The organism is Candidatus Methylomirabilota bacterium, assembly GCA_036005065.1.
Lineage (GTDB): Bacteria > Methylomirabilota > Methylomirabilia > Rokubacteriales > DASRDR01 > DASYQW01.
The window spans coordinates 1-9,836 of record DASYQW010000079.1 but is presented as its reverse complement, the minus strand read 5'-3'; the positions used below and the strand labels follow the sequence as shown (position 1 = coordinate 9,836).

General features: G+C 70.3%; 11 protein-coding genes. All 11 read right to left on the bottom strand.

What is annotated here, in order from left to right; translation table 11 throughout:
- The coding region (locus VGW35_06160) for an amidase (protein HEV8307234.1) at positions 1-1,151 on the bottom strand (1,151 nt) is incomplete at its 3' end.
- Positions 1,152-1,169: 18 nt separating this feature from the next.
- Complete coding sequence (locus tag VGW35_06155; protein ID HEV8307233.1) at positions 1,170-1,598, bottom strand: hypothetical protein; 429 nt, start codon at positions 1,596-1,598, stop codon at positions 1,170-1,172.
- Positions 1,599-1,600: 2 nt separating this feature from the next.
- Complete coding sequence (locus tag VGW35_06150; GenBank protein HEV8307232.1) at positions 1,601-2,392, bottom strand: SDR family oxidoreductase; 792 nt, start codon at positions 2,390-2,392, stop codon at positions 1,601-1,603.
- A 9-nt stretch (positions 2,393-2,401) separates the two neighbouring features.
- Entirely contained in the window at positions 2,402-3,175 is a 774-nt protein-coding gene (locus VGW35_06145; GenBank protein HEV8307231.1) for a sulfite exporter TauE/SafE family protein, read from the bottom strand.
- A 43-nt stretch (positions 3,176-3,218) separates the two neighbouring features.
- Complete coding sequence (locus tag VGW35_06140) at positions 3,219-4,274, bottom strand: ABC transporter substrate-binding protein (protein ID HEV8307230.1); 1,056 nt, start codon at positions 4,272-4,274, stop codon at positions 3,219-3,221.
- A gap of 35 nt (positions 4,275-4,309) precedes the next feature.
- Entirely contained in the window at positions 4,310-5,197 is an 888-nt protein-coding gene (locus VGW35_06135) for an ABC transporter permease (GenBank protein HEV8307229.1), read from the bottom strand.
- Positions 5,194-5,982: an ABC transporter ATP-binding protein gene (locus tag VGW35_06130; protein HEV8307228.1), complete on the bottom strand. Its 789-nt coding sequence runs from the start codon at positions 5,980-5,982 to the stop codon at positions 5,194-5,196. The genes VGW35_06135 and VGW35_06130 overlap by 4 nt, the downstream gene beginning before the upstream one ends.
- A gap of 5 nt (positions 5,983-5,987) precedes the next feature.
- Positions 5,988-8,150: an acetate--CoA ligase family protein gene (locus VGW35_06125; GenBank protein HEV8307227.1), complete on the bottom strand. Its 2,163-nt coding sequence runs from the start codon at positions 8,148-8,150 to the stop codon at positions 5,988-5,990.
- 63 nt (positions 8,151-8,213) lie between these two features.
- A complete protein-coding gene (locus VGW35_06120) occupies positions 8,214-8,606 on the bottom strand; it encodes a MaoC family dehydratase (protein ID HEV8307226.1) in 393 nt (130 codons plus the stop codon).
- Positions 8,599-9,075: a hypothetical protein gene (locus tag VGW35_06115; protein HEV8307225.1), complete on the bottom strand. Its 477-nt coding sequence runs from the start codon at positions 9,073-9,075 to the stop codon at positions 8,599-8,601. The genes VGW35_06120 and VGW35_06115 overlap by 8 nt, the downstream gene beginning before the upstream one ends.
- Positions 9,048-9,803 (bottom strand): GntR family transcriptional regulator, encoded by a 756-nt coding sequence (locus VGW35_06110; GenBank protein ID HEV8307224.1) that lies wholly within the window; start codon positions 9,801-9,803, stop codon positions 9,048-9,050. Before VGW35_06110 ends, VGW35_06115 begins: the two co-directional genes overlap by 28 nt.
- Positions 9,804-9,836 lie beyond the last annotated feature (33 nt).

Below are 9,836 nucleotides of genomic sequence, written 5' to 3'. Positions count from 1 at the left end.
CGCCACGCGCGCTCGAGCGCAAGAGCGACCTCGCCCAGGGCGCGGTCCGCCCCCAGGTGTCCGACCACCTGGATTCCCACCGGAAGGCCGGGGGCGGGTGCCGGCAGGCTGATCGCCGGCTGGCCCGTGAGGCTGAAGGGGCGGGTGAACCGGCTCAGCGGCTCCGTCACGCCCGGAGTCCCGAGGCGCGGGGCGATGCAGGCCGTCGTCGGCAGGACGAGCGCGTCCCAGGTGCCCATGGCGCCGGACACCTCGGCGATGAGGCGGCGACGCTCGGCGAGGGCGGTCCGGTAGTCCACTCCGGAGATCTTCAACCCGGCGCGCAGGCTCTCGAGGACGTCTGGGCCGTACAGGTGGGGGCACGCCTGCAGCCACGTCTGGTGGTAGGCCGCCGCCTCGACCCGGGCGATGATCTGCTGAACGGCGACCATGCGCTCCCGGTCGGGGAATGGAATCTCGGGCAGCCCGGCGCGCACGCGTTCCCAGATGGTCGCGGTCCGGGCGTCGAGTCCGTCGACCCAGCCCTGCGGCACCGCCAGCCGGAAATCGCGGGGGGATCGCGGCCGCGTGGGGACCAATCCCGACTCGTGCGTCATGCATTCGAGCGCGCCGAACGCCGCCGTCACGTCGGGGGCCAGGGGACCGACGACATCCAGGGTCTCGCTGCGCGGAATCACGCCGTCGGGAGAGACCCAGCCGTGAGTCGGCTTCACGCCCACGACGCCGCAGAGGGCGGCGGGCGTCCGGATCGAGCCCCCGGTGTCGGTTCCGATCGCCCAGTCACACATGCCGGCGGCCACGGCTGCCGCCGAGCCTCCGGACGACCCACCGGCCACGCGGCTTTCATCCCTGGGGTTCAGCGCCGCGCCGTAGTGCGGATTCTCGCTGGTCGCCCCCGCCGCCCACTCGTCGAGGTTGGTCTTGCCCACCACGAGGCACCCATGTCGGCGGATGAGCCCGATCACCGTCGCGTCAGCGAGAGCCGGTTCCTTCGGCAGGATGATTCCGCCCCCGGTGGTCACCGACCCGCGCACGTCGATCAGGTCTTTGACCGCGACGACCGGCCCGTCCCCCTCCTCGCCGGTCAGCGAGATGAAGGCATTGAGCCGCGACCCCGCGCCAATCCGGGCCCTGGCCTCCCTGCTCGTCACCGCGGCACCCCTCGGGGGTCAGCGGCCCGCCGGCGACTCCGGCTCGAAGACCGGCTGCCAGGATCGAGCCGCCCTCACCTCACCGACCTCGTCCCGCGCCCAGTGCGACCCGATCATGCGGAACTCCAGTCGGGTCCGATTCCTGATCTTTTCGGCAAACGGCCCCCACCCGCGAACGCGGGTGAACTCCGGGGAGTCGAACGCCTCGAAGCTGGTCGCCTCGTAGAAGGCGATGTACCGCGGGCTCTGACCGGGACTGACGGCCACTCCGCGCTTGCCGCTCACGAGCCCCGGGCACGCCACGATGGCCGGGACGTGGTCCTCGTCATACCAGCGGTTGAAGGCGTCCTCTTCACGCGGGTCGATGTCCACGAGCACGACGAGGAAGTATCGGTCCCCGGTCGCGGGCCGGCCGGCCGGCGGAGTGCTCCCATGCTCCCGGGCCATGGTCAGAAGGCTCCCCGCGTGAAGCCGCCGTCGATGGTGAAGGCGGCGCCCGTGATGAAGGAGGCCCGGTCCGACACCAGGAACCGAACGAGGTTCGCGACGTCCGCCGCCTGGGCGAAGCGCCCGAGCGGCGTCATGCCGAGGATCCGATCCTTCAGGACCGCCTGGTCGACTCCGGCCTCCCTGGCCATGGCCGCCGTGTGCCGCTCCATGCGGCCGGTGGCGGTGAAGCCGGGGTTGACGGCGTTGACCCGAATGCCGCGCGGGGCGAGCTCGGTGGCCATGGTCTTGGTGAGATTCAGCAAGGCCGCGTTGACGGCGCCCGGCACGCCGCTGGCGCCGACCGGCTCCCGGCCGCTGATGCTCACGACGTGGATCACGGCGCCGCCACCGGCCGACTCCATCCACGGCAGCGCCTCGCGGGTGCAGCGGACATACCCCAGCAGCTTGGTCGCGATGCCGGACTCCCAGTCCTCCTCCGTCGCCTGGAGCGGCGGGCTGCTGGGGACGTCCGCTCCCCCGTTGACGACGATGTCGATTCGCCCGAACGTCTCCCCGACGGCCCGCACCAGGCGGGCGACCTGGCGCCGGTCGCCCATGTCCGTTTCGACGGGAAGCGTCTTGACGCCGTACCGCCGGGCCACCCGTTCCGCGGCCTCTCGCAGCACACCGCTGGTCCGGGCCGCCATGCCGACCGACGCCCCGTCCTCGGCCAGCCCCTCGGCGATGGCCAGACCGATGCCCCGACTGGCGCCGGTGATCAGCGCCACCTTCCCGTCAAGCCGCGTCTCCATCTCGGCTCCTCAGCGCACGGCCGTCAGAAGGTTCAGCAGGCCCATGGCGAAGAGGCCACCCACCACTAACCGATCGAACAGCCCCGACCCGATCCGCCGGAAGACCCAGCGGCCGAGACCGAGACCCACCAGCGCGATGGGCGCCAGCGGAATGAAGGGCAGAACGGTCGCGGCCGGAACCGCGCTGATCGCCCACAGCAGTGGGAGGCCGGCCAGCGTCACGAGAAACACGTAGGCGGCCAGGGTCGCGCGCAAGTCGGCGGGGGCGAGCTCGCGGGAATGAACGAACAGGATCGCCGGGGGTCCGCTCAACCCGGTGCTGGTCGCCAGCAAGCCGCTCACGAATCCGGCCGACGCTCCGAGGTAGCGCTCCCCCGTCAGCCGAAACCGACTCCCCGCCAGCGCCACCAGGGCGTAGACGACGGTGACCGCGCCGACCCCCACCTTCAGCGCGGCCGGCGAGGAAGCCTGAAACACCCAGACGCCCAGCGGCAACCCGAACAGACTGGACACGAACAGAACCGTCGTCAGTCGGGTGTCGACCTGTCTCCGCACCCGGCTCGACGTGAGCAGCGCTCCGGACACGATCAGGCCGAGGCAGAGGGAGATCACCACCGCCACGTGCGGCTCGTAGAGCAGGACCAGCAGGGGCACGCTGAGGAGGTTGAACCCGAACCCGGTGATGCCGGCCATGAGGCCGGCGGCCAGCACCCCCAGCGTCACCAGCAGGAAGAGCTCGGTCGTCACCACGACACGCGCCGAGTCCACCGCCGAAGCGCCCACGCCGGCGGCATCCGTCGGGGGTCCGGCCGGCCGCACCGCCGATTCAGCATCGAGAGTTCCGGGCGGGGAGTCCGGACCACAGGATCTGGTTGGCGTCCAGCGGGCTCGGGATCACGTTGTTCTGAACCAGCAGCCCGTTCCACTTGTCGATCGACGACCGCTGAAAGGTGCTGCCGAGGATCGGCAGATTGTCGCGGACCATCTGGCGAACCTGCTCGTCGGTCAGTCCCTCGACCGGGACGTTCCGCTTGATCAGCGAGACCAGCGCGTCGAAGTTCCTGGCGTCGTGCGCCCAGCAATCCGCTTCCTCCTGGGCCTTCACGAACCTCCGCACGACGTCCGGGCTCTGCTGGAGGTAGCTGCGCAGCACCCAGACGCCGTTGTAGTCCACTCGCTGGAAGTCGGCCGGCCCCTCCCCCTTCCGCATGTCCACCGCGACCGTCGCGAAGCCGTTGGCCGTCGAGACCTGGATGATCGGGTCGAAGCCGATATAGAGGTCGATCGACGCGTTCTTGAGCGCCGGGAGCGCGGTGGCCGGGCCCCCCACGGGAATCCAGGCCATGTCCCGGTCGACGTTCAGTCCGGCCTCCCTGGCCATCGCGCGCAGCGTGAGCTCGGTACTCCCCCCGCGCACCTGGACGCCCCACTTGAGACCCTTGAGATCGCGGACGACGTCGGGATACTTCCCGGCGTTCGGCAGGGGCACGCCCTTGCGCACCAGGACGGCGAAGGGGTTGCCCGTGAGGTTCCCGGACACCAGCACCACGTCGAGACCCCGCTTGACCGCCCCACCCATGACGTCGATCGCCAGCGTCACGAACTCCGCGCCCCGGCTGGCCACGTTGGTGACCATCTGCGTCCCGACATCCGTCAGCAGGATCGACGGGTCGAGCCCGTTCGCCTTGTAGAAACCCTGGGCATCCGCCACCCAGGGAATGAGGCTCTGAAGCGAGCCGGTGAACACCGCGATGGTGATCTTGGTCGGGGGCGGCGCCGCCGTCTGGGCCTGTCCGGTCCCGGCTGCGACACCGAGCCCCAGACCGATCAGCGCAGCCAGCACGGTTCGACCCCACCCGGAGCTCGGTCGAAAGGCGGTCATGTCGGCGCCCTCCTTGACGGCGCGGCCGTCCGGCCTCAGGTCCTCTTCCCAAACGGCTCGATCCAGCTTCCCAGGAGCAGACTCTCGACCCAGTCAGCGACAGCCGACAACAGGATGGCCGCCACCGCCAGCACGAGCAAGATCGCCAACACGCCGTCGGTACGGAACACACCCGCGTAGAAGACGACCAGCTGCCCGAGGCCGGCCTTGGAGGCCAGCATCTCTCCGAGGATCACGCCCATGAAGCAGTAGATGATCCCGAGCTTGAACCCGGCGAAGATGCTCGGCACCGCCCACGGGAACGTGATCTTGGTGAATTGTTGCCAGCGAGAGCAGCCGAGCGACCGGCTCAGACGCAGGAGATTCGGATCGACGTTCTTGAACCCCGCCATGGTGTTGAGCAAGACGATGAAGAACGTCAGGCTGAAGGCGACCGCCACTTTGGAGGCGATGCCGATGCCGAACCACAGGATGAACAGCGGAGCCAGGGCGATGCGGGGCAGCGCGTTGAGCGCGGTGATGAAGGGGTCGAGCAGCTCGCGGAGCAGCGGAACCTCCGACAGCAGGAGCGCGGCCAGCACACCGCACGTCCCGGCCAGTGCGAAGGCGATCAAGGTCGACGCCACCGTGACGGCGCCGTGGGGGAGGATTTCGCCGACGAAGTGGCCGACCAGGAACCGAAAGATGTCGGACGGCTCGCTGACGAAGAACTTGTCGACCCAGCGCGCGCGGACCGCCACCGTCCAGGCGACGATGACGAGCGCCCCGATTCCGGCCCGCCCCATCCAGAGGCCCAGGCGCCAGCGCTCCAGGGTGCCGGGCCGCCGGGACCCGGCGCCGGCCACCAGAGACCGCCCGCCGGGGGCGGGCTCCCGCACCGCCGACACCCGCGCCGAGGTCGCCCCGAGGTCGCCGGGACTCATCCCGACAGCTCCTGCTCGAGGTCACGCCACACGCGCTGATAGAGGCGATGGAAGCCTTCGTTTCGCTGCAGCTCACCGATCCGTCGCGGACGCGGGAGCTCGACCTCGATCTCTGCCTTGATGCGGCCGGGGCGCGCCGTGCAGACCAGGATGCGGTCGGCCAGGACGATCGCCTCCGTCAAGTCGTGGGTGATGAACAGGACCGTCCGCTTGTCCGCCTCCCAGAGCGTCAGCAGAAGCTGCTCCAGGAGCAGCTTCGTGTGCGCATCGAGGGCACCGAACGGCTCGTCCATCAAGAGGACGGGACTCGGCATGAGAAACGTTCGGGCCAGCGCGACCCGTTGCCGCATCCCCTGGGACAGCTGACGCGGATAGGCCTTCTCGAATCCCTTGAGCCCGACCGCGCTCAGGATGGCCAGGGCCCGCTCCGGCATGTCGGGCGTTCTTCCGTAGCGCACTTCCAGGCCGAAGAGCGCATTGTCGATCGTCCGGCGCCAGGGCAGGAGCGCGTCTTGCGCGAACATGTAGGCCACGTCCACGCGTCCGGCCTTCGGGGGTTGGTCCGCGATCAGCACCCGACCCGCCTGGACGGGCAAGAGTCCGGCGATGATGTTCTGAATCGTGGTCTTTCCACAGCCGCTGGGGCCGACCATGGCGAGAAACTCGCGAGGGCGAGCGTGAAACGTCATGTCCTCCAGCGCCGGAACACGCCCCTCGAAGCGGTGATGCACGGCCTCCACGACGATGCCGAAGACCTGGTCGGTCACGTCCCCGACCGGGGACACCGGTCTCATCGGGGAGACCCCGGAGCCGGGCCGAGCCGAATCAGCGCGTCGACGGCCAGCACCCGGCGGCCCCGGGCCATCACCGGATTGAGCTCCGCCTCGAGGAGACGCCCCCCGAACGCCGCCGGCAGCCCCGAGAACCTCGAGATGACCTCGGCCAGCGACCCGGCATCGGCGGCCGGCATCCCGCGAAATCCGCGGAGCAGCGTCTCCAACGCCGGGACCTCGCGGACCATCGCCAGCGCCTCGTCCCGGTCCACGGGCGCGACCCGGACCGCCGTCCGGCCGAGCAGCTCGGTGAAGACACCCCCCGCCCCGACCGAGACGATCCATCCGAACTGGGGGTCTTCCAGCAGCCCCATGATGGCCTCGACGCCGTCTCCGACCATGGGCTGGAGGACCACGCCGTCCCCCGCGAGGCCGGACGATGCCCGGGCCCGCTCGCCGGTGACCTGCCGGAACGCCTCCCGGACGGCCCCGTCGGAATCCAAGCCGAGGCGCACCGCGCCCGCCTCGGTCTTGTGAGCCAACCCTCGCCCGTTGGCCTTGAGGGCGACCGGGAAGCCGAGCCGCCGGGCGATCTCGGCGGCCGCCTCCTCGCTTCGGGCGACGCTGGTGGTGACGAACGGCACCCCGTTGTCCCGGAGCACCTCGGCCGCTTCCGGCGTGGTGAGCAGTCCCTCGGGGAGTTCGACCACGCGCGCGGGAGACGGTCCGGGGCGAACCGGCCCGCGATGGCGCGGTCCCTCTTTCCGCCACTCCGCGTACCGGACGGCATTACCGAGTGCGCGAATGGCGGCCACCGATGGGCCGGTCGTCACGCACAGGCCCTCGGCGCGCAGCTGCGCGACGGGTTCGTCGGGGCCGGCGATCCAGGCGACCAGGATGGGCTTGGTGGCGCGCCGCCGCACGTCGAGCAGCTCGGTGGCGAGCCGCGGGCCTTGACGCTGCATCATCCCGAGGAACACCACCGCCGCGTCGATCTCGGAATCGGCGAGGACGGCTTCGAGACAGTGGCCGAGGCCTGAGTCCAAAGTCAGGACCTGGCCGGTCAGGTCGACCGGATTGGTGACCGCGCCGAAGTACGGCACCACCTCCCGCAGCCGGGCCTGCGCGCGCTGACCGAGCGTGGGCAGCACCAGCCCGTATCGGTCACACGCATCCGCCAGCATGGTGGCGCCCCCTCCGGACACGGAGACGATGGCCAGGCGCCGGCCCTCCGGGAGCGGGTTGTTCACCAGGAGGGCCGCCGTGTCCAGCAGCTCATCTTCGTCCCGGATGCGGAGCACGCGAGCCTGTCGAAACGCCCCGTCGTATACCTGGTCCGAGCCGACCACGGCGCCGGTGTGAGAGAGGGCCGCCCGGGCGGCGGCTCCGCGACCGACCTTGACGAAGGCGAGCGGGACGCCGGCGGTCAGGGCCCGGTGCCCGACCTCGATCAGCCGACGCCCGTCGTGGAGGCCTTCCACGTAGCCACCGATCATCGCCACCTGGGGCGATCCGATCAGCGCGTCGCAATACTCGAGGAACGAGACGTCCGCCTCGTTGCCGCTGCTGACGAACACCGAGAAGCCGAGCTGTCTCCGCTCGGTGAGCTCCACCATGAAGGTGCCGAAGTTCCCGCTCTGACTGACCAGGGCGAGCGAACCCGGGGTGATCCGCTTTCGCTCCAGTGCCTGGCTGAACGTCGCCGTCAGACGCTCATGGGCGTTGATGATGCCCACCGAGTTCGGCCCGCAGATCCGCATGTTGGCGCGCCGGGCCACCTCGACGATCCGAGCCTCGGCCACGCGTCCCGCTTCGCCCACTTCCGCGAAGCCGGAGGCCAGGAGGACGGCGGCCCGAGCGCCGGCCTGGGCACACTCCTCCACGGCCGCCGGGACGCGGTCCGCCGGCACGACGATCACCACCAGGTCGGGCGATTCGGGCAAGTCGCGGACGGAAGGGTAGCACCGGAGTCCCTGAACCTCGGCGTGATGGGGATTCACCGGGTAGATGCGGCCGCGGTAGCCGTGATCCAGGAGGAAGGCCAGGGGCTTGCCGGAGTTCTTGGCACGGTCCCGGGAAGCCCCGACCACCGCGACCGACTGTGGGGAGAGCAGCGGACGAAGGCCCTCGCCCGGCCGGGTCCTACTGCTGTCCACCTCCGGACCGGGACGCCGCGTCATGCGGCCGAGTATAGATTTGGGATAATGTCATGTCAATACGACCTTATGCCCGGCGTGAGCGCCTCAGCCGCTTTCGGCCCCGGGTCGATAGTGGCCGCGAAGCACCAGCGCCTCCCCCACCCGGCCTTCGATGCCGAACTGGAGCGGACCCGTGGCGGAGGCGCCCTCGATCGGAGACAGGCGGGCCACCAGCCGGTCGCCCGGCCGGACCGGCGCCACGTAACGGGTCTCCAGCTCGCCGTGAGCCGGCCACCCGAGACCGAGTCGGGTGAGCCAGGCGTCGAGGAGCCCGGTCACCAGCATGCCGGGCGCCACGACGCCCCCGAAGCGCGTGCCCCGCGCGTACTCGGCATCCCAGTGAATGCGCGCGTCGGCGCCCGTGATGGTCCCGAAGGCGTGGATCATCTGCGGGGTGATCTCCCAGTCGGCTTCGAACGGGGCCGTCGGCTCAGGCATCCTCGCGTCCCCATCGGATGGTCATCCAGGCCCGTACGGCCGGCGCCTCACCGAGCCGGCGGGTGGCCAGGGCGAGCACGACCGTCCGGCCCTCGAGGGCCTCGACCCTGACTTCCAGCGACACCGTGTCGCCGATGCGCAACGGCGCCCGGGCCGCGAGACGCTGGCTGATGTGGACCGTGCTGTCCGGCCATCTCCCGGCCAGGGTCGTCTTGACGAGCCCCACTGCGCAACTCAGGATGGGCGGGACGATCTCGGCCGCGTCTGGACCCGGGCCGGCGGGCCCCGCCTTCAGCGCCGCCCGATAGCGCTCGACGGCCTCCGGACTCAGCCGGTAGACGAGCGGCCCGAAGACGCGGCCGACCTGGAGCTCGCTCAGGGGGAGCGTCCGATCGCCAGCTGGAAAGGCGTCCGGGTAGTCGTGGCGCCCGCCGGAGCGGTTCAGCGCTGTAGCCTCATCCGATAGCACACGCGATCGCCGCGGTAGTACAGACGCTCATAGTCGATCGGCCGCCCGTCCAGCGCGCAGGTGGTCCGCTTGATGAGGAACATCGGCGTCCCGGTCCGCACGCCCAGATGCCGAGCGATGGCCACATTCGCCGTGGAGGCTTCGATGCGGTACTCCGCCTCGCTGAGCTGGATGCCGTACTTGCGCTCCAGGAGCATGAAGATGGGATCGACGACCAGGTTCTCCTGCGCGATCTGCTCGCCGATGTCGGTGGGAAGGTAGGTATCGTCGAAGGAGATGGGCTCGCCGTTCGCGATGCGGACCCGCTGAATGTGCACGACGCGCGTCCCGGCCGGGAGTCGCAGCTGTTGAGCCACCTCCAGGTTGGCGGACGCCGACGCGACCTTGATCACCTTGGCGGTCGGCGTCAACTCCAGGGCTTCCATGTCCTCCACGAAACCCGTGAGCCGCCGGAGCTCCTGCTCGATGCGGGGCTCCGCCACGAAGCTGCCCCGGCCCGGATGCCGGCGGACCGCCCCGACGGTGACCAGGTCCTGGAGGGCCCGACGGACGGTGGTCCGGCTGACCTTGAAGCGGTCCATGAGCTCCTGCTCGGTCGGCACCTGATCGCCGGGCGTCAGCGCTCCCGAGCTCATGAGCTGGATGAGATGCTCCCGAACCCGGAAGTGAAGCGGAACCGGGCGCTCGAGCAGGCTGGCGTGGCTCTCGCCGGCCCGGCGCGTCGTCATCTGTAGCATCGTCACGACAATAGGCCGTTCGGC

Bases quoted from the DNA above. Each gene is read 5' to 3' on its own strand.
- VGW35_06120 (HEV8307226.1), bottom strand. From the start codon at position 8,606: ATGCCTGAGCCGACGGCCCCGTTCGAAGCCGACTGGGAGATCACCCCG.
- VGW35_06135 (HEV8307229.1), bottom strand. From the start codon at position 5,197: ATGAGTCCCGGCGACCTCGGGGCGACCTCGGCGCGGGTGTCGGCGGTG.
- VGW35_06150 (HEV8307232.1), bottom strand. From the start codon at position 2,392: ATGGAGACGCGGCTTGACGGGAAGGTGGCGCTGATCACCGGCGCCAGT.
- VGW35_06140 (HEV8307230.1), bottom strand. From the start codon at position 4,274: ATGACCGCCTTTCGACCGAGCTCCGGGTGGGGTCGAACCGTGCTGGCT.
- VGW35_06110 (HEV8307224.1), bottom strand. From the start codon at position 9,803: ATGACGACGCGCCGGGCCGGCGAGAGCCACGCCAGCCTGCTCGAGCGC.
- VGW35_06155 (HEV8307233.1), bottom strand. From the start codon at position 1,598: ATGGCCCGGGAGCATGGGAGCACTCCGCCGGCCGGCCGGCCCGCGACC.
- VGW35_06125 (HEV8307227.1), bottom strand. From the start codon at position 8,150: ATGACGCGGCGTCCCGGTCCGGAGGTGGACAGCAGTAGGACCCGGCCG.